Origin of the sequence: Kitasatospora sp. NPDC059327 (assembly GCF_042752535.1) — a bacterium.
In the GTDB taxonomy this organism is placed as follows: Bacteria; Actinomycetota; Actinomycetes; order Streptomycetales; family Streptomycetaceae; genus Kitasatospora.
In genome coordinates, this window is sequence record NZ_JBHYYB010000102.1 from 1 (window position 1) to 26,617 (window position 26,617).

At 73.5% G+C, this 26,617-nt stretch carries 18 protein-coding genes, 2 pseudogenes and 1 riboswitch; of the genes and pseudogenes, 5 read left to right on the forward strand and 15 right to left on the reverse strand.

Annotation, left to right across the window (positions count from 1 at the left end; genetic code table 11):
- Positions 1 to 165 (forward strand): annotated as a pseudogene (locus ACFXHB_RS37025) (ABC transporter ATP-binding protein); the annotation flags it as partial.
- A gap of 47 nt (positions 166 to 212) precedes the next feature.
- Positions 213 to 2,771, forward strand: coding sequence for an ABC transporter permease (locus ACFXHB_RS37030; RefSeq protein WP_380580149.1), 2,559 nt, complete (start codon positions 213 to 215; stop codon positions 2,769 to 2,771).
- A 200-nt stretch (positions 2,772 to 2,971) separates the two neighbouring features.
- Here ACFXHB_RS37030 and ACFXHB_RS37035 read toward each other — a convergent pair whose 3' ends face one another.
- From ACFXHB_RS37035 to ACFXHB_RS37065, 7 genes are all read right to left on the reverse strand, one after another.
- Positions 2,972 to 4,342, reverse strand: coding sequence for an NAD(P)/FAD-dependent oxidoreductase (locus tag ACFXHB_RS37035; protein WP_380580151.1), 1,371 nt, complete (start codon positions 4,340 to 4,342; stop codon positions 2,972 to 2,974).
- A 428-nt stretch (positions 4,343 to 4,770) separates the two neighbouring features.
- Complete coding sequence (locus ACFXHB_RS37040; RefSeq protein WP_380580153.1) at positions 4,771 to 5,712, reverse strand: exopolyphosphatase; 942 nt, start codon at positions 5,710 to 5,712, stop codon at positions 4,771 to 4,773.
- Positions 5,709 to 6,374 carry a DUF501 domain-containing protein gene (locus ACFXHB_RS37045; RefSeq protein WP_380580192.1) on the reverse strand — a complete coding sequence of 222 codons (666 nt, stop codon included), beginning with the start codon at positions 6,372 to 6,374 and terminating at the stop codon, positions 5,709 to 5,711. The genes ACFXHB_RS37040 and ACFXHB_RS37045 overlap by 4 nt, the downstream gene beginning before the upstream one ends.
- Positions 6,346 to 6,843: a septum formation initiator family protein gene (locus tag ACFXHB_RS37050; protein ID WP_380580155.1), complete on the reverse strand. Its 498-nt coding sequence runs from the start codon at positions 6,841 to 6,843 to the stop codon at positions 6,346 to 6,348. Before ACFXHB_RS37050 ends, ACFXHB_RS37045 begins: the two co-directional genes overlap by 29 nt.
- Before the next feature lie 150 nt (positions 6,844 to 6,993).
- Positions 6,994 to 8,280 (reverse strand): phosphopyruvate hydratase, encoded by a 1,287-nt coding sequence (gene eno / locus ACFXHB_RS37055; RefSeq protein ID WP_380580157.1) that lies wholly within the window; start codon positions 8,278 to 8,280, stop codon positions 6,994 to 6,996.
- Between the two features lie 243 nt (positions 8,281 to 8,523).
- Entirely contained in the window at positions 8,524 to 9,447 is a 924-nt protein-coding gene (locus tag ACFXHB_RS37060; protein ID WP_380580159.1) for a transglycosylase family protein, read from the reverse strand.
- Between the two features lie 5 nt (positions 9,448 to 9,452).
- Positions 9,453 to 9,623, reverse strand: a riboswitch (cyclic di-AMP (ydaO/yuaA leader).
- A gap of 288 nt (positions 9,624 to 9,911) precedes the next feature.
- Complete coding sequence (locus tag ACFXHB_RS37065) at positions 9,912 to 11,174, reverse strand: cytochrome P450 (RefSeq protein ID WP_380580161.1); 1,263 nt, start codon at positions 11,172 to 11,174, stop codon at positions 9,912 to 9,914.
- A gap of 158 nt (positions 11,175 to 11,332) precedes the next feature.
- On the opposite strand from ACFXHB_RS37065, the gene ACFXHB_RS37070 reads away from it, so the two are divergent.
- Positions 11,333 to 11,767, forward strand: a complete 435-nt coding sequence (locus ACFXHB_RS37070) for an SDR family NAD(P)-dependent oxidoreductase (protein ID WP_380580163.1) — start codon at positions 11,333 to 11,335, stop codon at positions 11,765 to 11,767.
- A 107-nt stretch (positions 11,768 to 11,874) separates the two neighbouring features.
- Here ACFXHB_RS37070 and ACFXHB_RS37075 read toward each other — a convergent pair whose 3' ends face one another.
- Together ACFXHB_RS37075 and ACFXHB_RS37080 are read right to left on the reverse strand one after the other, a co-directional pair.
- The gene (locus ACFXHB_RS37075) at positions 11,875 to 12,894 is read right to left on the reverse strand and encodes a MazG family protein (protein WP_380580166.1); all 1,020 of its coding nucleotides are present in this window, start codon (positions 12,892 to 12,894) and stop codon (positions 11,875 to 11,877) included.
- 84 nt (positions 12,895 to 12,978) lie between these two features.
- Positions 12,979 to 13,572 (reverse strand): hypothetical protein, encoded by a 594-nt coding sequence (locus ACFXHB_RS37080; RefSeq protein WP_380580168.1) that lies wholly within the window; start codon positions 13,570 to 13,572, stop codon positions 12,979 to 12,981.
- Between the two features lie 236 nt (positions 13,573 to 13,808).
- Here ACFXHB_RS37080 and ACFXHB_RS37085 point away from each other — a divergent pair.
- Positions 13,809 to 14,582: pseudogene (locus ACFXHB_RS37085) on the forward strand (phosphatase PAP2 family protein); the annotation flags it as partial.
- Positions 14,583 to 14,675: 93 nt separating this feature from the next.
- Here ACFXHB_RS37085 and ACFXHB_RS37090 read toward each other — a convergent pair.
- The 5 genes from ACFXHB_RS37090 to ACFXHB_RS37110 form a co-directional block, all read right to left on the reverse strand.
- A complete protein-coding gene (locus ACFXHB_RS37090) occupies positions 14,676 to 15,401 on the reverse strand; it encodes a response regulator (protein WP_380580170.1) in 726 nt (241 codons plus the stop codon).
- 7 nt (positions 15,402 to 15,408) lie between these two features.
- The gene (locus ACFXHB_RS37095) at positions 15,409 to 16,854 is read right to left on the reverse strand and encodes a sensor histidine kinase (protein ID WP_380580172.1); all 1,446 of its coding nucleotides are present in this window, start codon (positions 16,852 to 16,854) and stop codon (positions 15,409 to 15,411) included.
- 110 nt (positions 16,855 to 16,964) lie between these two features.
- On the reverse strand, positions 16,965 to 18,665 hold the full coding sequence (locus ACFXHB_RS37100) for a protein kinase (RefSeq protein WP_380580174.1): 1,701 nt from the start codon (positions 18,663 to 18,665) through the stop codon (positions 16,965 to 16,967).
- Positions 18,662 to 19,327: a hypothetical protein gene (locus tag ACFXHB_RS37105; RefSeq protein WP_380580176.1), complete on the reverse strand. Its 666-nt coding sequence runs from the start codon at positions 19,325 to 19,327 to the stop codon at positions 18,662 to 18,664. The genes ACFXHB_RS37100 and ACFXHB_RS37105 overlap by 4 nt, the downstream gene beginning before the upstream one ends.
- 300 nt (positions 19,328 to 19,627) lie before the next feature.
- Complete coding sequence (locus ACFXHB_RS37110; RefSeq protein WP_380580178.1) at positions 19,628 to 21,856, reverse strand: N-6 DNA methylase; 2,229 nt, start codon at positions 21,854 to 21,856, stop codon at positions 19,628 to 19,630.
- A gap of 269 nt (positions 21,857 to 22,125) precedes the next feature.
- On the opposite strand from ACFXHB_RS37110, the gene ACFXHB_RS37115 reads away from it, so the two are divergent.
- A complete protein-coding gene (locus ACFXHB_RS37115; protein WP_380580180.1) occupies positions 22,126 to 22,746 on the forward strand; it encodes a DUF4352 domain-containing protein in 621 nt (206 codons plus the stop codon).
- 230 nt (positions 22,747 to 22,976) lie between these two features.
- Here the strand turns inward: ACFXHB_RS37115 and mfd are convergent, their stop codons facing one another.
- Positions 22,977 to 26,606, reverse strand: coding sequence for a transcription-repair coupling factor (gene mfd, locus ACFXHB_RS37120; RefSeq protein ID WP_380580194.1), 3,630 nt, complete (start codon positions 26,604 to 26,606; stop codon positions 22,977 to 22,979).
- Positions 26,607 to 26,617 lie beyond the last annotated feature (11 nt).

The following is a 26,617-nucleotide window of genomic DNA, read 5'->3' on the forward strand; positions in this document are numbered from 1 at the left end:
GGCCAGACCGTCGTCATGGTCACCCACGACCCCGTCGCCGCCGCCTACGCCGACCGCGTCGTCTTCCTCGCCGACGGCCGCATCGTCGACGAACTCCCCAACCCCACCGCCGACACCGTCCTGGACCGCATGCGCCGCTTCGACGCCAAGGGCCGGACGAGCTGACGCTCCGCCGGCAGCAGCCCGTCCCTTCGTAGACCTCAGGACACCCCATGTATCGCACCGCACTGCGCAACGTGCTGGCCCACAAGGGCCGACTGCTGATGACGGCGCTGGCCGTCATGCTGGGCACCGCCTTCGTCGCCGGCACCATGGTCTTCTCCGACACCTTCGGCAAGGCCATGCGGGACAGCAACTCCAAGAGCTACTCGGACGTTTCGGTCCAGATCGTCGACCGGGCGGCCGGGTCCTCCGCCTCCGCCCGGGAGAAGAGCGAGAAGAGCGCGGCCACCCTGACGGACGCCACCGTCCAGCAGCTCGGCGCGCTCCCCGGCGCCGCCTCGGCCCGCGGCGTGGTCAGCGGCTTCACCGGCGTCGCCGACAAGAGCGGCAACCTGATCGGCCAGGCCTGGTCCGCGAAGGGCGTCAACTTCGCCCCCGGTGCGGACGGCAGGGACGCCCGCTACCCGATGGCCGAGGGCCAGGGCCCGAAGAGCTCCAAGGAGATCGCGCTCGACCGCACGACCGCCGACAAGGGCGGCTACAAGGTCGGCGACACCGTCCGGTTCGCCTCCAACGGCCCGGTGGCCGAGGCGAAGCTCACCGGCGTGTTCACCACCGACGACCCGGTGGTGAACACCGGCGGCACACTCACCCTGTTCGACCGCGCCACCGCCCAGCAGCTGCTGCTGGAGCCGGGCCGCTACAGCAGCGTCGTGCTCGCCGCCAAGCCCGGCACCAGCCAGGACGCGCTGCTCGCCCAGGTCCAGGAGAAGCTCCCGGCCGGCCAGCAGATCGACATCGAGACCGGTCAGCAGCTCAAGGACGACGAGCAGAAGATGATCACCAGCGGCACCGACGGCATGCGCACCATGCTGCTCGCCTTCGCCGGGATCTCGCTCTTCGTCGGCATCTTCATCATCGCCAACACCTTCACCATGCTCGTCGCCCAGCGCACCAAGGAGCTCGCCCTGCTGCGGGCGATCGGTGCCAGCCGCAAGCAGGTCACCACGTCCGTGCTGATCGAGGCCCTGGTGATCGGCGCCCTCTCGGCCGCAGCCGGCCTGGTGGTCGGCATCGGGATCGGCGCCGGGCTGCAGTCCGTGGTCCACGCGCTGAACGACGGCCTGCCCACCGGCTCGCTGGTGATCAAGCCGGTGACCGTGGTGGTCACCCTGGTGGTCGGCGTCCTGGTCACCGTCCTCTCGGCCCTGCTGCCCGCGATGCGCGCCTCGAAGATCGCCCCGGTGGCCGCGATGAGCAGCGGTGACCAGCCGAGCAGTCAGAAGAGCCTGCTGATCCGCAACACCATCGGCTCGGTCCTCACCGCGGGCGGTGGCGCGCTGATCGCCTACGGGGCCTCCACCGGCAACAGCGACGGCCGCGTGCCGGTCGCCCTCGGCGCCGTGGTCGCCCTGGTCGGCATCTTCATCCTGCTGCCGCTGCTCTCCCGCCCGGTGATCGCCCTGATCGGCCCGGCACTCGGCAAGCTGGCCGGCACGCCCGGCAAGCTCGCCCGGCAGAACGCCGTGCGCAACCCGCGCCGCACCGCGGCCACCGCGGCCGCCCTGACCATCGGCCTGACCCTGGTCACCGGTCTGACGGTGATCGGCGCCTCGGTCGGCGGGGCCCTCGACAAGGCCGTCACCAGCGCGATGAAGGCCGACTACCTGATCTCGACCGCGAACAACATGAGCCTGTCGCCGAAGATCCCGGCCGAGGTCGCCAAGACGGCCGGGGTGGCCGCCTCCTCGCCGCTCACCACGGTCTACTGGGAGCTGAACGGCACGACCAAGTCGATCAGCGGCCTGGACGCGAACAGCTTCGACAAGCTCGTCTCGGCCAAGCTGACCAGCGGCTCGACCGCCAACTTCGCCCAGGGCCAGATCCTGATCGACACGGACGTGGCCAAGAAGAACGGCGTCACCGCCGGCTCGCCGCTGACCGTCACCTACCCGGACGGCTCCACGGGCCGGATCACCGTCGGCGGCGTCTACGAGGCGAGCGCCATGCTCGGCCCGGTCGTGCTGGCCAACAGTGAGATCGTCAAGCACGACCCCGAGCCGTACATCAGCGACGTGCTGGTCAAGGGCACCGACGGTGCCACCGACTCGCTGAAGAAGGCGCTCAAGGACTCCACCGGCGCCAACCCGGTGATCGAGGTGAAGTCCAAGCAGGACGTCCGGGACGACTTCAGCCAGATCATCACCATGGCGCTGAACATGATGTACGGCCTGCTGGCGATGTCCGTGCTCGTCGCGGTCCTCGGTGTGGTCAACACGCTGGCCATGTCGGTCTTCGAGCGCAAGCGCGAGATCGGGATGCTGCGGGCGATCGGCCTGGACCGCGGCGGCATCAAGCGGATGGTCCGTCTGGAGTCCGTGGTGATCTCGCTCTTCGGTGCCGGCATCGGTGTCGTGCTCGGCTGCTACATGGCCTGGGGGATCCTCGGCACGCTGAAGTCCGGCATGGCGGGCCTGACCACCACGCTCCCGTTCGGCCAGCTGCTGCTCTTCCTCGTGCTCGCCGGGGTCGTCGGCCTGGTGGCCGCGATCTGGCCGGCCCGCCGGGCGTCCAAGCTGGACATCCTGGCGAGCATCAAGACCGACTGACCGCCGGCGCCGGGCACCGCACCGGCGCCGCACACGGGAAGACCCCCACCGGAGGGTTCGGTGGGGGTCTTCCCGTACTTCTGTACTCCGCCCGACTCGCACAGCCGGCTGAGCACCACGGAGGTCGTGGTCCGGCGACGCTGCCGGGCGGAGGGCCTCCGACTCATTTCCCGGTGCTCCCACACCGGGATCTCAGTCGCTTACTTGCTGGCGAGCTCCTTGTCGGCGGCCGGCTTGGCGGCCTCGACCGGCTTCGGCGCGGGCGCCGCGGCCTCCTGGAACGCCTCGAACGGCTTCTCCATCTGGGCCAGGCCGACGGCCTCGCGCTTCAGGAACACGGCCAGGGTCCAGTCGGTGAAGACGCGGACCTTGCGGTTCATGGTCGGGACCATGGCGCCGTGGTACAGGCGGTGGAACCACCAGGCCGGACGGCCCTTCAGCTTGTACTTGCCGAAGAGGATCGCCACACCCTTGTGCAGGCCGAGACCGGCCACCGCACCGAGGTTCTTGTGCTTGTACTCGGCCTGCGGGAAGCCGCGCATGCCCGAGATGACGTTGTCGCCGAGGACGGCGGCCTGACGGACGGCGTGCTGCGCGTTCGGCGGGCACCAGGCGCCCTCGCCGGCGGCGAGGTCCGGCACCTGGGCGTTGTCGCCGGCCGACCAGACGTAGTCGAAGCCCTTGACCTGGAGGGTCGGGGCGGTGTCGACGTGGCCGCGCGGGCCCAGCGGCAGGCCGAAGTTGGCCAGCACCGGGTTCGGCTTCACGCCGGCCGTCCACACGATGGTGGAGGCATCGGCCTCGACGCCGTTCTTCAGCACGACGTGCTGGTCGACGCAGGAGTCCATCGAGGTCTCGATGTAGATCTCGATGTTGCGCTCTTCGAGCTTCTCCTTGGTCCACAGACCGAGGTCCGGGCCCATCTCCGGGAGGATGCGGTTGGCCGCCTCCACCAGGATGAAGCGCATGTCGTCACGGCTGACGGTCTTGTAGATCTTGGCGGCGTCGCGCGCCATGTCCTCGATCTCGGCGATCGTCTCGACACCGGCGAAGCCACCGCCGACGACGACGAAGGTCAGCGCCTTGCGGCGGATCGCCTCGTCCGTGGTGGACTCGGCCTTGTCCAGCTGCGCCATGACGTGGTTCCGGAGGCTGATGGCCTCCTCGACCGTCTTCATGCCGATGCCGTGCTCCGCCAGACCCGGGATCGGGAAGGTGCGGGAGACCGAGCCGGTCGCGACGACCAGGTACTCGAAGGGCAGCTCGTACGAGTCGCCGGCCGCCGGCTGGATGGTGGCGACCTTGCGGGCGTGGTCCACACCGGTGACAGCACCGGTGAGCACCTCCGCCTTCTTGAGGGCGCTGCGCAGCGGCGCGACGAGGTTGCGGGGCGCGACGTTGCCGCCGGCCGCCTCGGGGAGGAAGGGCAGGTACGTCATGTACGACCGCGGGTCGACGACCGTGACGGTCGCTTCGCCATAGCGCATCTTCTTGAGGATGCGCATCGCGGCATACAGGCCGACGTAACCACCGCCGACAATGAGGATGCGAGGACGCTCCGTGGTGCTCATATCGGAAAGTATCCAGCACCGTCCGGAGCAGCCTTCGTGAGGCCGGTCACAAGCTCCTGGACACCCTGTGCTACACTTCGCGGCCACTTTCGCGGCCCCGGACGGCCGCCTCCCGGCCCGTCCGCCACCGCCGTGCGGACGCGGACGCGGACGGCCCGGCTGAGCAGCAACGATCCATGGGGCGCCTGGGTTCCCGCGCGTGATTTCGATTTTCAAACCTGTGCGGGAGCCCCACCTGCGATCCAACGGGCGACACGGCGGATAGGCCTTCGGTCCCACATTTCGGACGTAGCGGACCGGAAGGTGCGACGAATGACCGGAACCTCATGTGAAGAAATTCACGAACTTTTCCGCAGAGCCCCGGGCGCGCCCCGGCCCCGGACCCCTCGCAGGGGCTCCGGGGCCGGTCCGGTAAGGCTCACGCCCGGTCAGGACGCCATACTCCAGGCGATGCCGTCCAGGATGTCGTGCTCGCTGACGACCAGCTCGGCGGCACCGGTCCGCTCCATGATCTCCAGCAGCTCCAGCGCGCCGGCCGCGATCACGTCCACCCGGCCGGGGTGCATCGACGGGATCGCCGCGCGCTGGGCGTGGGTGGCGGAGAGCAGCTCGGCCGCGATCCGGGCCACCTGCTCCCGCCCGATCCGCGAGTGGTGGATCCGCTCGGAGTCGTAGACCGGCAGGTCCTGGACGATCGCGGACACCGTGGTGACCGTCCCGGCCAGGCCGACCAGGGTGGCCGCGCCGGTCAGCGGGACGACCTCGGCCGCCTTGTCCAGCTCGGCCCGGACGTGGGCCCGCGCCTCGGCGATCTGCTCGGCCGAGGGCAGCTCGGCCCCGCCGAAGTGGCGCTCGGTCAGCCGCACGCACCCGATGTCGACCGAGCGGGCCGCCTGGACGTCCTCGCCGCCGAGCACGAACTCGGTGGAACCGCCGCCGAGGTCGAAGACCAGGTACGGCGCCGGGAACTGCCCGCCGCCGAGCTCCTTGGTGGCGCCGACGAAGGAGAGGTGCGCCTCCTCCTCGCCGCTCACCACCTCCGGAGCAACGCCCAGGATGTCGCGCACGCCCTTGGCGTACTCGTCACTGTTCTCGGCGTCCCGGGAGGCGCTGGTGGCGACGAAGCGGATCCGGTCCGGCCCCACCCCGAAGCCGGAGATGACCTCGGCGTACTCGCGGCAGGCCGCGAAGGTGCGCGCCAGCGCGTCCGGGTGCAGCCGGCCGGTCCGGTCCACGCCCTGGCCCAGCCGGTTGACGATCATCCGGCGGTCGAGGTCGGTGATCGCCCCGGTCTCCGGGTCGAGGTCGGCGACCAACAGCCGGATCGAGTTGGTGCCGCAGTCGATCGCGGCGACCCGGGTGACGCTCATGCGCCGGCCTCCTCGGCATTCTCCTGCGCGGCCCGCTTGGCGGCCCGCTCGGCGGACTTCTGCTGCTTGGCGGCGATCACGGCCTCGTGGTCCTGGTCCTTGGCGCGGTTCCGCGCGACCCGCTGCCCGGCGGCCTCGACCTCGGCGGCGGAGACGCAGGGGCCCTTGGCCCACCAGTCCTCCAGCATGCCGATCGCCTCGTCGCCGAGCGGGTTGACGCCCTCGCCGGCCGCCAGCGAGTGGCCGACCAGCACGTGCAGGCACTTCACCCGGTCCGGCATGCCGCCGGCGCTCGGGAAGCCCTCCAGCACCTCGATGGCGTCCCGGCGGGCGATGTAGTCCTCGTGCGCCTTCTGGTACGCCGCGGCCAGCTCCGGGTCCTCGGCGAGCCGGGCGGTCTGGTCCTTCATCACGCCGTCCGCCTCCAGCGTGCCGATCAGCGAGGCGGCCTTGGGGCAGGTCAGGTAGTACAGCGTCGGGAACGGCGTGCCGTCCGCGAGCCGGGGGGCCGTCTCCACGACGTCGGGGTTGCCGCAGGGGCAGCGGTGCGCCACCGAGCGCAGGCCGCGCGGGACCCGGCCGAGCTGCGCGGCGATGGCCGCGACATCGGTGTCGGAGACGGAGGGGTGGTTCTCAGTGGTCATGGGGGGAGCTGGCTCCAGCAGAGGCAGGGGCGGGTGGAGAGGGCGGGGCGACGGCGGCGGTGTCGGCGGCGTCCACCGAGTCCCAGACGCTCGCGTACCAGGGCTTGGCGGCCTTCGCCGGCCCGGCGGCCGTGCCGTCGGACGAGGCGGGCGGGGCGACGGAGGACGGGGTGGCACCCTGGCCCGCCGGATCCACCGCAATGTACGGGGTCTCCCCCGGCATCGCGTAGTGCAGCCGGTTGCGGGCCTGCGCCTTGACGTACTCCGGGTCCTGCCAGCGGGCCTTCTCCCGGCGCAGCTGGTCCACCTGCTGGCGGGCGTGCTCGGCCTTCGCCCGCTGGGCGGAGATCTCGGAACGCTGGGAGATGAACTGCCTGGTCGGATAGGCCAGGATCGCCACCAGGGAGCAGAGCACCAGGACAAGGACGGTCGCCCGGCTCGTGAAGCGAGGCCGGGCGGCAAAGCCCGGGATCCTCCAGCCTGCCATCTCCCGTATCCCCTCCTGGTCGCGACGGTGCCCCGCCGTCCACCCTACGGGGTGAACGGCGGGGCACCGGTCAGGCTTGCGCTACTGGGCGCGCTCGGCCCTCGTGCTCGGCCGCGGCGACGCCTCCCGGCAGCGGCCGCTCGGCGAGGACTACTCGGCGGCGCGGAAGCGCGGGAACGCGCCGCGGCCGGCGTACTCGGCCGCGTCGTCGAGGATCTCCTCGATGCGCAGCAGCTGGTTGTACTTGGCGACGCGCTCGGAGCGGGCCGGGGCGCCGGTCTTGATCTGGCCGCAGTTGGTGGCGACGGCGAGGTCGGCGATGGTGACGTCCTCGGTCTCGCCGGAGCGGTGCGACATCATGCAGCGGTAGCCGTTGCGCTGCGCCAGCTCGACGGCGTCCAGGGTCTCGGTCAGCGAACCGATCTGGTTCACCTTGACCAGCAGCGCGTTGGCGGTGCCGGTCTCGATGCCCTTGGCCAGGCGGGTCGGGTTGGTGACGAACAGGTCGTCACCGACCAGCTGGACCTTGTCGCCCAGCTTGACGGTCATGGCCTTCCAGCCGTCCCAGTCGGACTCGTCCAGCGGGTCCTCGATGGAGACCAGGGGGTACGCGGCGACCAGCTCGGCGTAGTACTCGATGAGCTCGGCGGCGGAGATCGCCTTGCCCTCGAACTGGTAGGCGCCGTCCTGGTAGAACTCGGAGGCGGCGACGTCCAGGGCGAGCGCGATGTCCTTGCCGGGCACGTAGCCGGCCTTCTGGATGGCCTCGGTGATGAGGTCCAGGGCCTCGCGGTTGCTGTCCAGGTTCGGCGCGAAGCCGCCCTCGTCGCCGAGGCCGGTGGACAGGCCGCGCTCCTTCAGCACGCCCTTGAGGGTGTGGTAGACCTCGACGCCCCAGCGGACGGCCTCGGAGAAGGACTCCGCGCCGATCGGAGCGATCATGAACTCCTGGATGTCGACGTTGGAGTCGGCGTGCGAGCCACCGTTGAGGATGTTCATCATCGGGACCGGCAGGACGTGCGCGTTCGGGCCGCCCAGGTAGCGGAACAGCGGCAGGTCGCTGGCCTCGGAGGCGGCGTGCGCCACGGCCAGCGAGACGCCCAGGATCGCGTTGGCGCCGAGCGAGGACTTGTCCGGGGTGGCGTCCAGGTCCAGCATGGCCTGGTCGATCAGGCGCTGCTCGGTGGCGTCGTAGCCGACCAGCTCGGGGCCGATCTGCTCGATGACGGCCAGGACGGCCTTCTCCACGCCCTTGCCGAAGTAGCGGTTCTTGTCACCGTCGCGCAGCTCCAGCGCCTCGAAGGCACCGGTGGAGGCACCCGAGGGGACAGCGGCACGGCCGGTGCTGCCGTCGTCGAGGCCGACCTCGACCTCGACCGTGGGGTTGCCACGCGAGTCGAGAATCTCACGGGCTACGACGACATCGATGGACGGCACGAGGCATCTCCTAGCGGAAGCAGGTCCGGCTGACGATGGGTGCGGTCGGCCGGACGATTGCGGAGTCGTTACGACCAGAGCCTAACCGCACGGGCTCTCGGGACCACGTCGACCTCGGTCCCGTCTCAGGGTGTGGCCCGGCTACCCGCCAGTAGTTCACCTGGTTGCCCCAGAGAAACAGGCCAGATGCGGACGAAGGGGACCGGATCGGCCCCCTTCGTGGAATCACCGCACCGACGGGCGTCAGCCGAGGTCGAGCACCTGGCCCGGGAGAATCAGGTTCGGGTCGGTGCCGACGGCGCCGCGGTTGCCGTCGTACAGCGCCTGCCAGCCGCCGGACACGCCCTGGGCGGAGGCGATGGTCGACAGGGTGTCACCCGACTGGACGGTGTAGCCGTGGCCGGCGCGCTGCTGGGCCGCGGCGGGGGCGGCCGGAGCGCCGTGGGCGGCGGCCGAGCCGCCGGCCTGGCCGGCGTACTGCTGGTAGACGTCCTGGTGGCTGGTCCAGTACCAGGCGCCGCCGCTCTGGTACCAGAAGACCTTCGTGTCGGCGTCCCAGCCGGACTGGCCGGAGAAGCCCGGGGTCCGGTCCTCCTGGTACGAGTTCTGCTGGTACGTGTTCTGCTGGCCGGCCGCCTTCGGGGCCTGCTGCACCGGCTTCGACGCGGGCTTCTGGGCCTGCTGCTGCGCGGGCTTCTGATCGGCCTTCGACCGGGCGGGCTTCGACTGGGCCGGCTTCGACGCGGTCGGCGCGGCGTCCTCGGAGGTGTCGACCGACGCCTGGGCGCCGCCCTTGCTCAGACCGGCCTTCTGGGAGCAGACCGGCCAGGCACCCGGGCCCTGGGAGTCGAGGACCTTCTCGGCGACCGAGATCTGCTGCGCCCTGGTGGCCTGGTTGGCCTGCGGCGCGTACGAGGTACCGCCGTACGCCTTCCACGTGCTGGGCGTGAACTGCAGGCCACCGTAGAAGCCGTTGCCGGTGTTGATGCCCCAGTTGCCGCCGCTCTCGCACTGGGCGACCGCGTCCCAGGTCGAGGCCGGGGCGGCGGAGGCGCCGGTGGCGGTGAGGAGCGGCAGCGCGAGTCCGACGCCGGCCACCCCGGCCACGGCGATGGCCTTCTCGGCCTGGGTACGACGGCGATGACGGCCGGTTCCGACGAAGAGCATGGGGACGTTCCTCTCCGCACGCCTGCGAGGTGAGCTGTCGGGTTCGGACCGGGAGGTGGCCCGGCCGCGTGGCGCGCAGGCTTTCTGCCCGCGCGGGCGGCTTCACCCCAAGCCGTGGGGGACGGCAACAAACCTGGTTCCCCCGCCCCTGCCCAGGGTTCTGGTCGGTTTCCCGTGACGCGGCGGGCAGGATTCGGCGTTCCGCGCACGAGGTCCGCAGCTGCGAACTCCAGGGAGGGTAGACAGATCCTCACATCAATAACAAGCTCATATCGCAGGTATCACACATAAATTACGGCGCGTGGCCGATCGCCTACCAACGACGCCCCTATGTCCTGGTTGATGGTGGTTCATGTCCCGCGTGCGGGCGTGACGGCGACACCCCGTCAGTGGTCGGCTGCCCGAAGGGGCGGCATCCGGACGCGGTTCGGGGCAATCGCCGGGCGGATTGCCCGGAGTCCGGTCTAGGGTTCTTCGGACCGCTTCTCGGGAGTGAATTCCACCGGGAGGTCGCGAAGTCCACGCATGATCAGACCACCGCGCCAGCGGAGGTTCTCCGGGCTCTCGGCGAGTCGCAGATCGGGCAGCCGGGTGAGCAGGGTGGCGAGCGCCGACCGACCCTCCAAACGGGCCAGCGGAGCGCCGATGCAGTAGTGGATGCCGTGCCCGAAGCCCAGGTGCGGATTGTCGGTCCGGGCCAGGTCCAGGGTGTTCTCGTCGGCGAACCGCGCCGGGTCCCGGTCCGCCGCCGCCAGCACCACCAGCACCGGGTCACCGACCGGGATCTCCACTCCGCCGATGGTCAGCGGGCTGGTCGCGAACCGCCAGGTGGCGAGCTCCACCGGCCCGTCGTAGCGCAGGAGTTCCTCGATCCCGGTCTCCAGCAGGCCGGTCTCGCCACGGGCGATCGAATCCTGCAGCAGCGCCCGCTGCCCGGGGTCGCGGAGCAGCGCGTAGGTGCCGTTGCCGATCAGGTTGACGGTCGTCTCGAAACCGGCGAAGAGCAGGATGAAGGCCATCGCCGCGGCCTCGTTCTCGGTCAGGTGCTCACCGTGGTCACTGGCCCGGATCAGGCCGGAGATCAGGTCGTCCCCGAGATCGGCCCGCTTGCGGTGGATCAGCTCCGCGAGGTAGGCGCGCATCCGCTTGACGGCGCGCCCGACCCCGCCGCGCTGCCCCCCGCCGTGGCGGATCATCATGCCCGCCCAGTCCCGGAAGTCGTCCTGGTCCTCGGCCGGCACGCCGAGCAGGTCGCAGATCGCGTAGATGGGGAGCGGGAAGGCGAACTCGTGGATCAGGTCCGCCGAGCCGCGCTCCGCGAAGCCGTCGATCAGCCGGTCGGTGAGCTGCTGCACCCGGGGCTCGAACTCGGCCACCCGGCGCGGGGTGAACGCCTTCGAGACCAGCCGGCGCAGCCGGGTGTGGTCCGGCGGGTCGATGTTCAGCAGGTGGGTCATCAGATTGGCCTGACGCTCGCCCGGGATACCGACCCGGCCGGCGCGGTGGGCGTGCCCGCTGTGGTGGAGCGGGTTCTTCGAGAGCCGGCTGTCGGCCAGCGCCTGCCGGGCGTCCGCGTACCTGGTCACCAGCCAGGCGTCGACGCCGCTCGGCAGGGTGGTGCGGTGCACCGGCTCGTGCTCCCGCAACCACGCGTACGCCGGGTACGGGTCGGCGGCGAACTCCCAGGTGAAGAGCGGCGGGCGGGCTGAATCGGGCTGAACTGGCATGTGTCGACCGTATCCGGTGGGCATCCTCGGCGCGGCAGGCGTGAGCCTGGTCACCTGAGGGGTAATCCCTGTTGCGGGGGATCAGGACCTGCCTACGATCCTCCGCAAGCACAACGCGTGGGCGCCGGTGCGGAGCCGCCCACAGGGAGGAGCGCACCATGCGGGTCACCGGGGAAGTCGTGGTCATCGCCGTACTCGCCGGCGGGTCGGGAGCCGACCTCGCCCGCCGGTTCACCGCCGCGGGCGCCGCCGGCATCCTCATCGCCGACCAGCAGGTCGGAATCGCCGAGGACCTCGCCACCGAGCTCGACCGGCCGGGCTGCCCGGTCGTCGGGGTCTGCGGGGACATCCGCCGCCCGAGCGACATCGCCGCCCTGGTCGACACCACCGAGAAGCACCTCGGTCCGATCGACCTGTTCTGCGTGGCCGGGCCGGAGGGCGAGCGCGTCGTCTCGCTCGCCGAGCTGCCCGACCACCTCGGCCTGGAGCGGCTCGCCGAGTTGCTCGCCCTGGTCGGCGAAGCGATCGCCGAGGTGGTCGGCGGGGTCGTCCCGGCGCAGCGCCGTGCGGTGAAGGACGTCGCGACGGTCTGACGGACACGGCGGCGGGGTGGCCCGGGGCCGGCCGGGCTCGACGGCCTGTCCTGGCTCGTCGGCCTGTCCGGCGACCCGGGCCGCTCGGGGTAGTCCGGCCACTCGGGCTACTCGGGCTGCAGGCCCTCGGCCGTGCGCACGGCCTCCCGGTAGCCGCGCGCGGCCGCCCGCAGCGCGGCGTCCACGTCCACCCCCGCGTCGTGCGCCCGCTGCGCCACGGCGAGCAACAGCCTGCCCGCCGACTCCCCCGTGAGCTCCGCGGGCAGCTCGTAGGGCGCGTCCGGCACCCCGGTGAACCCGGCCCGGCGCACCCGGGACACCAGCTTCGCCGCGTACGCCAGGGCCGGCAGCCCGGCCGGCACACCGTCCAGCACGGACTCGCGCTCCGACTTCTCGGCGGCCTTCAGGGCCTCCCAGTTCGCCTCCACCTCGGCGGCCCCCTCCGCCTCGACGTCCCCGAACACGTGCGGGTGGCGGTACATCAGCTTCTCGACGATGTCGCCCGCCACGTCGTCGATGGAGAACGCGTCGGTGGGGTGCTCCTCGGCGATCCGCGAGTGGAAGAAGACCTGGAGCAGGACGTCGCCCAGCTCCTCGCGAAGCGTCCCGCGGTCCCCCTCCTCGATCGCCTCGACCAGCTCGAACGCCTCCTCGACCAGGTACTTCACCAGGCTGGCGTGGGTCTGCTCGGCGTCCCAGGGGCAGCCGCCGGGCGAGCGCAGGCGGTCCATCACCGAGACCAGGTCCAGCAACCGCGCACCCGGCAGGTCGTAGGAGCCGGGCAGCACCTCGATCTCGGGCACCTCGCCCGCGCGCTCGACCGCGAGGCGCGCCAGCGCGTCGGTGAGCCCCGGGTCGCCGTCCGGGCCGCCCAGCCAGACCGTGGGACCCGCAGCCGCCGGCTGCCCGGTCAGCAGCCGGGCCAGCGTCGGCGCGGAACCGGGCGCCACCACCTCCACCTCGACCCCGGCCTGCCGCACCGCCGGGAGCTGCGGGTGCGCGGCGTCGCCGGCGAGCACCCGCCCGGCGGACCGCAACGCCTCCCAGGCGGGCCAGGCCAACAGGCCGGGGGCCACCCGGTGGGTGGTGGTGAGCAGGATCAGCTTCGCGCCCGGAGGATTCGTCACACCCCGAACCTACCCGCCCCCGGCGACGCCCCGCCTCCACGTTCTCGCCCCGGCCGGGCCGGCCCCGCTGCCCGGGCGGCGGGCCTACGGGGCCAGCCAGGGCGGGGCGTCGGGGAGGAGCACGGCCCGGTCGGCGTTCCAGGTGCCGTACCGGGGGTTCACACGCGGGTGGAGTGCGGCGGCGGCGTCGGCCAGGGCGAGGCGGACGGCGGCGTCGCCCGCCGGGGTGCCGGCGTCCTGGCCGGCGGCGGCGAGGCGGCCGACGCCCAGCCGGCGCCGGAAGTAGTCGTCGATCCCGGCACCGGGCACACCCCGAGCGGCCATCACCCGGGCGAGCGGACCGGCACCGCCGTACCGGTCCCGCTCCGCCGTGCGGGCCGCCACCACCTCGTCGTCCCGCACCGCGAGCCCGCGGTCGGCCACCGCGCGGGCGATCACCGCGTCGAGCACCAGGTCCGTGACGGCGCTCCGCACCAGTCCGTCCGGCTGCTGTCCGGCGTCCGCGGAGGCACCGCCGGCGGTCCGGCGCAGCTCCGCGACCCGGGCCTCCACCGCCCCCACCGGGATCCGCCGCCCGTCCAGCACCGCCGCCGTCCCCGGTGTCAGCCCGTCGGCTCCGCAGCCGGACAGCGCCGAGGCGGCGAGCAGGACGCCGGCGACAGCGGTCCGACGGTGCATGGCTGGTCTCCGGGGTGGGGTGGCGCGGTGTCCGGGCCGCCTTCCCCCGAGCGGCCCGACGTTGTCCCGAGAGTAGGGCGACCGAGCCTTCGCCGCGCGGACCGTGCCCCGAACGGGTCACCCGGCGTGCGGCGCTCACCCGGTGTGCGGCGACTGTCAACCCTGACGATCGTCCAGGTCTCCCCCTGCCTTTCGCCCCGGGTCCCGGGCCCCCGCCCGCCCCTACCGTCCTGACCATGACGAACACGGCCGGAAAGAGAGCGACCAGGACGAGAACGACCGGGACGAGAGCGATCGACAGGAGGGCAGCCGGCGCGGGAAGGATCGAAGCGACCCGGGTCGACGCGGGAACGGTCGGCGCGGGAACGGTCGGCACGACCGGCGCCCGGGTGACCGGGGCGGTGGCGCTGCTCGGTGCCGGCGTCGGAGTGGTCGGGTGGCTGGCGCCGACCCGCGACGTGGCGGACGGGCCGGCGCGGGTGACCGCCGGCGCGTCCGCCACCGGGTACCGATGGGTGGCCGACCTCGTCGCCGACACGCCGCACCGGGTCGGCACGCTGCTGGAGCCCGCCGGCGAGGCCGGACTGCTGGTACTGGGCCTGCTGCTGGTGCTGTGCTGGTGGACGGCCCGGGGCCGGCGCGCGGCCGGCCTGGTCGCGGGGGTCGCGCTCACCGGGCTCGGCACGGTCCTCGCGTACGGGGCGAGCGAGGTCCTGAAGGTCGTGGTCCAGGAGGAACGACCCTGCCGCGTGCTCGGCGCGGCGGTGTCCGGCGCCCAGTCCACCCGGTCGGTCGTCCCGGACTGTCCACCACCGGGCGACTGGTCGTTCCCCAGCAATCACGCGACCCTCGCCGCCGCCCTGGCGACCGGCCTGGTCGTGCTGCGCCCGCGCTGGGCCCCGCTGGTCGTCCCGGTCGGTGTCGCGACGGCCGCGCAGCGGGTGGCCGCCGGGGTGCACTATCCGCACGACGTGGCCGCCGGGGTCGCGCTGGGCGGGGCGGTCACGGCGGCGGTGCTCCTCGCGCTGCTGCCGCTCGCCACGGCGGTGGTGGCGTCACCGGCCGGTATCCGGCTGCCGGGCCCGCCGCGGGCCGGGCCGCCGTCAGTCGCGCGGACCTCCCGCGCAGGCTCCGCCGGTGGTCAGACCGGCCTCGTGGGCGAGGACAGCGGCGGCCGCCCGGTTGGCCACACCGAGCCGCGCCAGAATCGAGCTCACATGGGCCTTCACCGTGCCCTCCACCACCCCGATCCGGCGGGCGATCTGGCCGTTGGACAGACCGGCGGCGATCAGCACCAGCACGTCCCGTTCCCGAGTGGTCAGCGCGGCCACCTGTTCGCGGGCGGCGAGCCGGCGGTCGGCCGGCCCGCCGGCTCCGGCGGAGGCGAGGTGGGCGACCACGCGCGCGGCCACCTTGGGTGAGAGGTACGCGGCGCCCTCCGCCACCGCCCGCACTCCGGCGATCAGCTCCTCCGGCTCACCGGACTTGATCAGGAACCCGTGGGCACCACCACCGAGCGCCCGCAGGATGTAGTCGTCCTCGCCGAAGGTCGTCAGCATGACGATCCCGGTGGCCGCACCGGTGCGACGGATCTCGGCGGCGGCGGTGATGCCGTCCGTGCCGGGCATCCGGATGTCCAGCACGACGACATCGGGCCGATGGCGGCGGACCAGCTCGACGGCCTCCCGGCCGTCCCCGGTCTCGGCCACGACCTCGATGCCCGGATCGATTGTGAGCACCGCGCGGATGCCGGCGCGGACCATCGGCTCGTCGTCGGCGATCACCACCCGGATCGGTGTACCGGCCGCGACCGGTTCGCCGCCGCTCATCCGGCGCTCACGTGACCAGAGCGTCCAGGGCGACCAGCACTCCCTCCCGGAAGCAGAGCCGGTAGGCGTCTCCGGATCGGTCGTCGTTGAACGGCGCGGCGGTGATCGCGTAGTACTCGCACGTCACTCCTTCTCCCCGGGGTGGCGGGTTCCCCACGGAAGGATGGTACGGAAACTGATGGGACGGCAGAATCGGCTGGACCGTCGCGCGGTCCTGGCCGATCCGCAGCGAGGCGTAGTCCGCCGGGTCCAGTACGGCACGGCCGGCGGAGTAGATCGCCCACCCCCGCAGGACACCGGTCAGCGCCAGCACGGTGACCAGCGGCACCAGCACGGTCGCCGCCATCATCCGGCCCACCCGGCGGCGGGCGCGGCTCAGTTCGCGGGCCGGTGACACCGCGACCGGCCCCGGTGCGGTGGCGACGGCGGAGGAGGAGCGCGGAAGAAACGCGACCACCTCGAACCCGCCACCGTCACCGCCGTCGCCACCGTCGCCGCGCGGACCGTGCCGGAGTGTGCCGCCGGCCAGTCTGACCCGCTCGGCCAGGCCGATCAGTCCACGGCCGGCCCCGGCCGCCGCACACGACGGGCCCACCGGTGACGGACCGTTGACCACCTCGACGCGGGCCCCGTCCGGGCTGTGGGCCACCCGCACCGTCACCGGCGCCCGCGGAGCGTGCTTGGCCGCATTGGTCAGCGCCTCCTGGGTCACCCGGTACGCGGCGTGCTCGGCCGAGCGCGGCAGGCCTTCCACCGCGCCGGTCACGGTCAGCCGGACGTCCAGACCGGCCGCGGCCGCTGCCTCGACCAGGTGGGCGACACCCGCGTCGGCGGGGCCCCGGACCGCCTGGTCCGCCTCGTCCGCCTCGTCCCGCAGGATGCCGATCACCTCGGCGAGACGCTCGACCGCCGCTCCCGCGCCCTTGCGGATCTCCTGGGCCGCCTCCCGGTGCGGCGGGGCCAGGCCTGGTGCCAGCTTCAGTGCGCCGGCCCGCAGGGCGAGCAGGCTCAGGTCGTGGCCGAGGGCGTCGTGCATGTCCTGGGCGATCCGCGCCCGCTCGCGCAGCCGGGCCTGCTCGGCCACCAACCGCTGCTCGCGCTCCAGCCGTTCCGCCCGCTCCCAGCCGGCCCGGACCAGCTCCTGCGACTGCCGCCAGAACCGACCCGCCATCCAGGGCGCCATACCCGCGCAGACCACCAGGGACAGGAAGGACGTCCCCGGGACCATCCAGGCCGGCACCGCCAGCGCCGCCGCCACCCCGCCGGTGACCACCACGGTCAGGGCGGCCAGGGCCCAGCGCACCCGGTCCGTCCGCCACCCGGCCAGGAAGGCCGCGCCGATCGCCGGCAGGGCCCACCAGATCACCACCGTGCTCGCCCCGGTCGCCACCGCCGCACCCGCCAGCAGCGCACCGTCGAGCCACCCGTGCCACCGCCCACCGTTCGTCCTCACGGCTACGACAGTAGAAGGCGGGCAAGGGCACCGGATCTGTCGAAAGTCATACCCGGGGACCGGCCGGACCTCCGAGTCCCAGGGCCCGTGCGGGCCCGCGCGCCGGCGGCTCAGCGGACGGGGGGCCAGGGGGCGGCACGGGGGTCGAGGGGTGCGGGCCTGCCGGTGCCTCGGTGCGACTGGAGGTTGTCGAGGGTCTGGCGCAGCCGCCGGACGGCCTGGTGGTGCGGGCCCTCACGGCGTTCCCGGTCGAACAGGAGCTGGAGCAGCCACTGCCAGGCACCCTCGGCGTCACCGGCCGCCGCGAGCAGCAGACCGATCCGCTCGCGTACGTCGAACGCCCGCTCCGGGTCGAGGTCCGGAGCGTCGGCGAGCAGCGCCCGGTACTCGGCGAGCGCCTCGCTTCCCTGCCCCAGCCGCTCCAGGCACTCGGCGGCGCGGTAGCGGTGTTCAAGGGCCGGTGGGCCGTACGGACCACCCTCGGCGGTGGCGGCGAGCGACCGGTACTCGGGCAGCGCCTGCCGGTAGCGGCCCTCCTGGTGGAGGGTCCGGGCGTAGATGGTCCGAACGGTCCGCACGAGCGGTGCGCCGTCGCCGAGTTCGGCCTGGGCCCGGGGCAGCAGCGCCCCGGCGAGGTCGAGCACCTCCGCGCGCCGGCCCGCGTCGAGCAGGTCGGAGAGCCGGGCGCAGGCCGCCGCCAGATCGGCCCCGGACACCGGCGCGGCGGGCGCCGACGGAGGCGACGGAGGCCGCGAAGGCGGGGCCGGCGGAACGGACCCCGGCACCGCGGCCATCAGGAACGGTCGCGGCTCCGCACGCGCCACGGGCGGCGCCACCGGTGCCGCCGCCCCGACCGGCCGGGGCGGCGGCTGGTGGGGGTGACGGTACGGGCAGCCCGGATCCGGCAGCGGGCCGTACCGCGGCTGTGGCGCCCGAGTGGCGGCGGGGAGCAGCGGGAGCAGCCGTGCGAACACCTCCTGCGCGTCCGCGGGGCGCCCGTCGGGCTGCTTGGCGAGCAGATCGAGGACCAGCCGCTCCAACGCTTCCGGGACGTCCGGGCGGAGTTCGCGCAGCGGCACCGGCGGTTCGTCGACGTGCCGGCGCAGCACGCCGAGCGCCGTCGGGGCGCGGAACGGCTCCTCGCCGGCGAGCATCTCGTGCAGCAGGCAACCGAGCGCGTAGAGGTCGCTGCGCGGATCGACCGTCGCGGCGAGCGCCTGCTCGGGGGCCATGTAGGACGGGCTTCCGACCGGGACGCCGGTCAGGGTGAGGCGGGTGGCCTCGGTGTCGAGCGCCGTGGCGATGCCGAGGTCGAGCAGGATCGTCCGGCCGTCGTCACGGACCATCACATTGCTGGGCTTCAGGTCGCGATGGACCACGGGTACGGCGTGGACGGCGGCCAGCGCCGCGCAGAGCTGGGCCGCCACGGCGGCCGCGCGCTCCGGCGGGAACGGCGCGTCCTCCGCGATCAGGTCGGCCAGGCTGATGCCCGGCACCCGTTGCATGACCAGGTACAGCTCGCCGCCGTCCTCCCCGGCGTCGAACACGGTGACCAGGCCGGGGTGGTCGAGGGCCGCGGTGATCCGGCATTCGCGCAGGAAGCGACGGCGGAGCTCGTCCCCGTGCCGGCGGTGCTCCGTCCCGTCGGCGGCGCCCGGACCGACGGGGAGCAGGCGGTCGGTGCGGAGCAGTTTGACGGCGACCGGGCGGTCCAGCCGCTCGTCGTAGCCGCCCCAGACCTGGCCCATCCCACCGTGGCCGATCTTCTCCGCCAGGCGGTAGCGGCCTCCGATCACCCTGGCGGCGGTCACGGCCGGCCGCCCTCCCGGGCCTGACGCCGCAGCAGTTCACCCAGCTCGCGCAGCTCCTCACCGGTCGCGGGCGCGGGCGGGGCCGTCGGCACCCGCGTGGGCGGGTACGGGGCCGGGGCCGGGTACCCGTAGCCGGGCGCGGGCGGCGGGGTGCTCGGGGCCGCCGCGCCGGGCGGGGCGGGAACGCCGAGCGGGACGGCGTACCCGGGGGCGGGTGCCGGCGCATAGGCCGCACCGGGCACGGGGTGCGCGTAGGGTGCCGCGGGCGGCGGGTAGTGGGCCGCCTGGGCGGGCGCCTTCGGCCGGCCGGCCTCCCAGACGGCGCGCAGGTCCATCGCCAGGAAGTGCAGGGGCGCGCCGAACCACATCAGCACCATGGCCACCATGCCGACGGTGTCCGCGGTGGGCGCGTCACCGGTGCTGCCGGCCACTCCCGCGCAGACCAGAAAGGTGAGGAAGAGCCCGGCGAAGACCACCGCGCCCAGGATGTCGTAGGCCCGGCGGCGGCGGATCGCCAGCAGCAGTGAGGGGATCATGCCGAGCAGACCGACCGTCACCAGCGGTGTGAGGGTCAACAGCACCCGGCCGAGCACGCCGTAGGGGCCGGTGGCCGCCCCGGGCCGGGGCGTCGGGCCGGACACCGGCACGACGGGGTACGGCACGGTGCCCGGTATCCCTCCGTGAGGCAGGCCGCCGGGGAACTCGCCGCCGGGCGGTGGTCCGAACTGCCCGGGGTACTGCCCTGACATGTGCGCTCCTGAGCGGGTGAGGACGGGGGCCGGCCGCGGGACGGACGAGCCCCGCACACCGTACCTTCCGCCGCCGATACGCCGGGGGGCTTCCCGAGGTCCGGTCACCGGGCGGGGCCCGGCACCGCCCGGCGGCACGTCCCGGCAGCAGGGCCCGCCCGCGCTTCGCGGTACCGGAGACCGGGAGCGCTCAGGAGGTGAGGAGCCCAGCGGTCAGGAGCGTGGCGGCGGGGCCAGGGTGCCGGTCGCGAGGCCGTCGGTGAGGGCCTGGGTGAGGGTGTGGGCGAGCACGGCGGCCTGGTGGAGTGTGGTCTCGAAGCCGGCCAGTCGCGCGAACGCGGCGCCGAGAAGCCGCTGTTCGGCGATCGGGAGGCGGGGGAGTTCGACCCGGCGGATGTCGAGGCGGGCGGTGGTGGAGGCGTGGCTGGCGGCCCGTCGGGTGACCGCCGTCGAGCGGAGCTGACCGGCCAGGAAGTCGGGGTCGAGCACCGCGGGGTCGGGGCGCAGCAGGTGGAGCTGGCGACCGAGCGCGGCGCCCGCCGGCGGGCCGCCGTCCCGGACGACGCGCGCCACGCCCGTCCCCAGGGCCGGGACCAGGACGTCACCGGGACGGGTCCGGAGCTCACCGACCGCCCCCGAAGCGACCGACCCGCCGCCGCCCGACCCCGTGCCGCCCGATCCTGAGGCGGCCGACCCCGGAGCGGCCGCGTCCGGGCCGGCCAGCACGGCGCCGGGCGGGTTGCCCGCGATCACGTCCTGGTCCGTCAGCACCGGTGTGGCGCCGATGTCGCCCCCCGCCGGACGGGTCGGCACCCCGGCGCCCGAGGAGTACACCTCCAGGGCGCCGCCGCGGACCAGCTCCCCCACGGTGACGACCGGCCCGGCCACCGGGGTCCGCGCCCCCGGCGACGCGTCCGGCAGCAGCGCGGCGGGGTCGGCGAGTCCGGCCAGCAGCTCGGCCAACCGGCCGCTCAGGTGGGCCAGTTCGGCGGCTCCGCCGACCGGGGCGGCAGGCGGGACATGGCGGGTGGGCGAGAGGTCCGTCTCGTCGTCGAGCAGGTCGATCGCGGCCATCGTGCGGTGCGTGCCCGGCCGGTCGGCGGGCAGCGGCAGGCCCTCCCGGGCAGCGAGGTCGAAGGCGCGCCAGGTGTCGAGGACGGTCCGGCGCAGCTCGGGCCAACGGACCTTGTCGCGCCCGCCCTCGGCCTCCGCACCGGACGGCCCGGCGGGCTGTCCGGCGGCGGGTGCGCCGGAGGCCGCGTCCAGCAGCAGCACCTGCCGGAAGTCGTCGCCCGGCCGGGGCGCCCGCAGCACCCAGAGGTGGAGCGGCACCCCGTACGGCGGCGCCGCCCCGGCCGGCAGCGCGACCACGGCGCGCAGCGCGCCGGAGCGCAGCAGCTCCGCCCTGACCCGGCGCCCGGCCCGGCGGGTGGCGACGGTGGGCGGCAGCAGCAGGGCGGCGAGGCCGCCGGGGCGGGTGTGGGCGAGACAGTGCAGCACCCAGGCGAGTTCGGACTCGCCGCGCGGCGGCACCAGGCCCCCCGGCCAGCGCGAGTCGAACTGCAACTCGTCGTGGCCCCAGTCCCGTTCGTTGTACGGCGGCTGGCAGAGCACGGCCTCGAAGGTGTCCCCGGGGTAGCCGTCGGCGCGCAGGGCGTCGCCGCCGCGCAGCTCGACGGGCAGCGGCGCGGGGTCGGTGGCCGGCGCGTGCAGCGCGAGCCGGAGCTGGGCGAGGGCGCCGGTCACCTCGTCCGCGTCCTGCCCGTAGCGGCCGGTGGTGGGCGGAAGGGCGAGCAGCAGGGCACCCAGGCCGGCGGCCGGGTCCAGCACGGTGGCCGGGACGCCGGCGACACCCGCGAGCAGGTCGGCGGCCTCGGGCGGGGTGGGGCTGAGCTGACGGGTGTTGGCCTCGGCGTAGCGGGTCAGCAGCTGCTCGTAGGCGGCTCCCGGGCCACCGGCGGCGGCGAGTTCGGCCAGCAGGCGGGCCAGGTCCAGCTGGGTGGAGCCGAGCAGACCGGGCAGGCGCAGGACGGCGGCGGCATCCCCGTGGGCGCGGGCGGCGACCTCGGCCAGCGCGCGGGGAAGGGCGGTGGCGAGCCGGGTGTCCGGCTCGGCGGCGAGCGCGGGCCATCGGTCGGGTTCGCGGTGCAGCAGCAGCAGGACCGCGCCGGCCTGGACGAGCGGGGCGGCGGGGTGGCCGGCCGGGTCGCGCAGGGTCTCCACGAGTTGCCAGACGCGTTCCAGCAGGGGCAGTTCGGCGATCTTGCCCTGCCCCCGCAACCAGCCCGCCACCTCGTCCAGGGCGAAGGTCGGACTGCTGTCGCTGCCGCCGACCGGGCGGGGGAAGTCGGCGTGCCGGCGGCGCCAGTTGCTGACGGCGGCTCGCCCGACCCCGGCCAGCCGAGCGATCTCGACGGCGGTCACCTCGGGACGGTCCGGCATGGAGGCTCCTTCGGCACACAGGGGGCGGGTGTGATCACACAGCATAACCAGCACCCTCCGATCCGGCGTTCACACGTGAACAGAGAGGTTTCGTGAATGAGTGTTGACATCGTTCACAGCGAATGATGTGATCTCTCCTGTCGGCACCGCAGGAACCGTTGACAGCCCGACAGCCCGACAGCCCGACAGCCCGACAGCCCCACCGCCCCACAACGGCCCACGCACCGCACCGCACCGCACCATTCCGCGACCGAGAACCGGGAGTACCCATGTCCGTCACCACCACCCGCCGCCGCACCGCCGCCCTGCTGCTGGGCGCCGCCCTGGTCACCCTCACCGCGACGGCCTGCGGCTCCACCGGCGGACCGTCGGTCGCCACCGAGCCGAAGGCGCCGGCGAGCGCCGGGAGCACCGACACCGCCGGCGGCCAGTCCGCCAAGCCCGCCGAGAGCAAGGCCCCCGAAGCGCCCAAGGCGGCCAAGGTGGGCGACACCATCGCGCTCAAGGGCATGGACAAGGGCAACACCGCCGACATCACCGTGGTGAAGGTGGTCGACCCGGCCCAGAGCTCGAACGAGTACCTCAAGCCGGCCGACGGCATGCGCTACGTCGCGGTGCAGTTCCAGATCAAGGCCACCGGCGCAAAGGCCTACAGCGAGACGCCGTGGAGCAGCGCCAAGGTGGTCGACGCCCAGGGGCAGGCCTACGGACCGAACCTGGCCGACACCAAGGCCGGCCCGTCCTTCCAGACCCCCACCAACATCGCCGCCGGCGAGACGGGCAAGGGCTTCATCGCCTTCGAGGTGCCCACCGACGCCAAGCTCGACAAGGTCCAGTTCGCCCTGGACAGCGGCTTCGCCGACCAGGTCGGCCAGTGGAAGATCGGCTGACAGCCGCGTTCACACCCGTGCCCCGCACGGCCTGCGCGCAGCACCCCGCCGCCCGGCCCCCCGCCGCCCGGCCCCCCGGCGCCCGGCGCCCGGCGCCCGACACACCCGGCCCCACCGGCGGAAACCCACCCGCCGGCCCCCCGGCGCCCACAGCACACAGCACACAGCACACAGCGGCGGCCTCGGGCACCGAAGCCCGAGACCGCCGCAAGGCCCGCCGCAGCGAACCGCTACTTCTTCGCCCCCGCCAGGTCGTCGAACATCGCGGAGAGGAACTCACGGCACCAGCCGAGGAGCTCCCGCCCGACCAGCGGCTTGCCGCCGATCCGCCCGGTGGCCGGCCGGGGCACCAGCAACTGCTGGGCGGCCGCCTTCACCTGGCTGCGCGGGTAGAGCCGGTTCAGCCGCAGCTGCTGCGACTCGCGCAGCTCCACCGGCCCGAACCGGACGTTGGCGCCCTGCAGCGTGACGTCCGCGATCCCGCACCGGCGGGCGTACAGCCGAAGCGCCGCCACCAGCAGCAGGTTCTCCACCGGCTCGGGCAACTTGCCGTACCGGTCGACCAGTTCGTCCCGGACCTGCTGGATGTCCTGCTCCGAGTTGACCGCCGCGATCGAGCGGTACGCCTGGAGCCGCAGCCGCTCGCCCGGCGCGTAGTCGTGCGGCACATGGGCGTCCACCGGCAGCTCGATCTTGACCTCCAGCGGCTCCTCCTCCGGCTCACCGCCCCCGGCCAACGACTCCCGGAACTCGGCCACCGCCTCGCCGACCATCCTCATGTAGAGGTCGAAGCCGACGCCCGCGATGTGCCCGGACTGCTCGCCGCCGAGCAGGTTGCCGGCGCCGCGGATCTCCAGGTCCTTCATCGCCACGTACATACCGGCACCCATCTCGGTGTGCTGGGCGATGGTGGCCAACCGCTCGTGCGCCGTCTCGGTCAGCGGCTTCTCCGGCGGGTACAGCATGTACGCGTAGCCGCGCTCGCGCCCTCGGCCGACCCGGCCGCGCAGCTGGTGCAGCTGGGAGAGCCCGAAGGTGTCACCGCGCTCGACGATCAGCGTGTTGGCGTTGGAGATGTCGATGCCCGACTCGACGATGGTGGTCGACACCAGGACGTCGAACTCCTTCTCCCAGAAGTCGACGACCACCTTCTCCAGCGCCGTCTCCCCCATCTGCCCGTGCGCGGTGGCGACCCGCGCCTCGGGGACGAGCTCCTTCAGCCGGGCCGCCGCCCTGTCGATCGACTCCACCCGGTTGTGGATGTAGAACACCTGGCCCTCGCGCAGGAGTTCACGCCGGATCGCGGCCGAGATCTGCTTCTCGTCGTACGGGCCGACGAAGGTCAGCACCGGGTGCCGCTCCTCCGGCGGGGTGGTGATGGTGGACATCTCCCGGATACCGGTGACCGCCATCTCCAGGGTGCGCGGGATCGGGGTGGCGGACATCGTCAGCACGTCCACGTTGGCGCGCAGCTTCTTCAGCTGCTCCTTGTGCTCGACGCCGAAGCGCTGCTCCTCGTCGACGATGACCAGGCCGAGGTCCTTGAACCGGGTCTCCGAGGAGAACAGCCGGTGGGTGCCGATCACGACGTCCACCGAGCCCTCGAAGAGCCCCTCCAGCACGGCCTTCGCCTCGCCGTCGGTCTGGAACCGGGAGAGCGCCTTCACCGACACCGGGAAGTTGGCGTACCGCTCGGCGAAGGTGGAGAAGTGCTGCTGCACCAGCAGCGTGGTCGGCACCAGCACCGCCACCTGCTTGCCGTCCTGGACCGCCTTGAAGGCCGCCCGGACGGCGATCTCGGTCTTGCCGTAGCCGACGTCGCCGCAGATCAGCCGGTCCATCGGGACGGACTTCTCCATGTCCGACTTGACCTCGGCGATGGTGGTGAGCTGGTCCGGCGTCTCCGCGTAGGGGAAGGCGTCCTCCAGCTCCCGCTGCCACGGGGTGTCCGGGCCGAAGGTGTGGCCGGGCGCGGCCATCCGGGCCGAGTACAGCTTGATCAGGTCGGCGGCGATCTCCTTGACCGCCTTCTTGGCCCGCTGCTTGGTCTTCGCCCAGTCCGCGCCGCCGAGCCGGTGCAGGGTCGGGGCCTCGCCGCCGACGTACTTGGTGACCTGGTCCAGCTGGTCGGTCGGCACGAACAGCCGGTCACCGGGGTGGCCCCGCTTGGCCGGCGCGTACTCCAGCACCAGGTACTCGCGGGTGGCGCCCTGCACCGTGCGCTGCACCATCTCGACGTAGCGGCCGACACCGTGCGCCTCGTGGACGACGTAGTCGCCGGCCGCCAGCGCCAGCGGGTCGATCGCGTTGCGGCGCCGGGAGGGCATCCGGCGCATGTCCTTGGTGGAGGACTTCTGACCGGAGAGGTCGGTCTCGGTGATGACGGTGAGCTTGAGCGCCTCGTCGACGAAGCCGTGCTCGATCGACCCGCAGGAGACGTACACGACGTCCCTGGTCGGCGCCTCGGCGAGGTCGGCGACCAGCCGGGCCGGGATGCCCTCGTTGCCGAGCACCTCGGCGAGCCGGGAGGCCGGGCCGTGGCCCTCCGTCACCATGACGACCCGCCAGTCGGAGGCCAGCCGCTCCTTGGCGTCGGCGATCGCCCGGGCGGTGTCCCCCCGGTAGGCCTCGACCGCGTGCATGCCCAGGGTCAAGGTGTTGACGTCGAACTCCAGCACCTCGCTGATGCTGGACTCGCTGGTAGCGAACGGACTGACCGACCACCAGGGCAGGCCGATCTCGGCGGCGTGCTCCCGCACCTCGGCGAGCGAGCGCAGCGAGGCGGCCGAGACGTCGATCTCCTCCACGTCGATCGGCCGGTCCCCGCCGGCGGCGGCCGCCACCCAGGACGCGTGCAGGAACTCCTGGCTGGTCGCCACCAGGTCGGCCGCCCGGGTGCGGACCCGCTCCGGGTCGCAGACCACGGCCACCGAGCCGAGCGGCAGCACGTCCACCAGCAGCTCCATGTCGTCCACCAGGACGGGCGCCAGCGACTCCATGCCCTCGACCGCGATGCCCTCGGCGATCTTGTCGAGGATCTCGGCCAGCCCCGGGTGCTCGGCGGACAGCTCGGCGGCCCGCGTCCGCACCTCCTCGGTCAGCAGCAGCTCACGGCAGGGCGGCGCCCAGAGGCCGTGCTCGGCGATCTCCAGCGAGCGCTGGTCGGCGACCTTGAAGTACCGGATCTCCTCGACGTCGTCGCCCCAGAACTCCACCCGCAGCGGGTGCTCCTCGGTCGGCGGGAAGACGTCCAGGATGCCGCCGCGCACGGCGAACTCGCCGCGCTTCTCGACCAGTTCGACCCGGGCGTAGGCGGCCGCCGACAGCTGCCTGGCCACCGACTCCAGATCGTGCGACTCACCGCGCCGGACGGCTACCGGCACCAGCTCGGCCAGCCCCTTGACCTGCGGCTGGAGCACCGAACGGACGGGGGCCACGATCACCTGCACGGGACCGGCCGCCGGGTCGTCCGCCCGCGGGTGCACGATCCGGCGCAGCACCGCCAGCCGGCGGCCGACCGTGTCCGAACGCGGCGAGAGCCGCTCGTGCGGCAGCGTCTCCCAGGCCGGGTACTCGGCGACCGCGTCGGGCGGCAGCAGCGAACGGAGCGAGGCGGCGAGGTCCTCGGCCTCCCGGCCGGTCGCGGTGACGGCCAGCACCGGACGGCCCCGCTCCCCGGCCGCCTGCGCGGCCAGCGCGCGAGCCAGCGCGGCGATGGCGAACGGCCTGGCGGCGGGCGGGCCGACCAGGTCCAGGTGGTGGCGGCCACCGGCCGCGGTACCGATCGCGGTCGCGGCCTCGATCGCCTCGGCGAGCGCCGCGTCCCGCGCGACGACATCGAGCAGTCCGGTCAGGCTCATCAGGAGTCTCT